Annotated in this window: 1 protein-coding gene; it reads left to right on the forward strand. The window is 61.6% G+C overall.

Annotation, left to right across the window (positions count from 1 at the left end; all coding sequences use genetic code 11):
* Nucleotides 1–255 (forward strand): Gfo/Idh/MocA family protein (locus tag C6558_RS39530; RefSeq protein ID WP_146161048.1); only part of this gene is annotated, 255 nt, incomplete at both ends.

Genomic DNA, 255 nt, shown 5'->3' on the forward strand with positions numbered 1-255 from the left:
TTGTTGGAACCGGCGGCATGGCCAACAGCCATGCCCAAGCCTTCGCTCAGATCGAAGGCGTGGAAATGGTGGGAGCGGTCGATGTCGACCCCAAGCGCGCCAAAGGCTTTGCCGAGAAACACGGCATAGCCAATACGTTCACCTCGCTCGACGACGCCATTGCCTGGGGCAAGTTCGATGCGGCGACGAATGTGACGCCCGATAAGGCGCATCACCCGACGACACTGGCATTGCTTGCCGCCGGCAAGCACGTGC

The organism is Ensifer sp. NM-2 (assembly GCF_003024455.1).
GTDB lineage: Bacteria > Pseudomonadota > Alphaproteobacteria > Rhizobiales > Rhizobiaceae > Ensifer > Ensifer canadensis.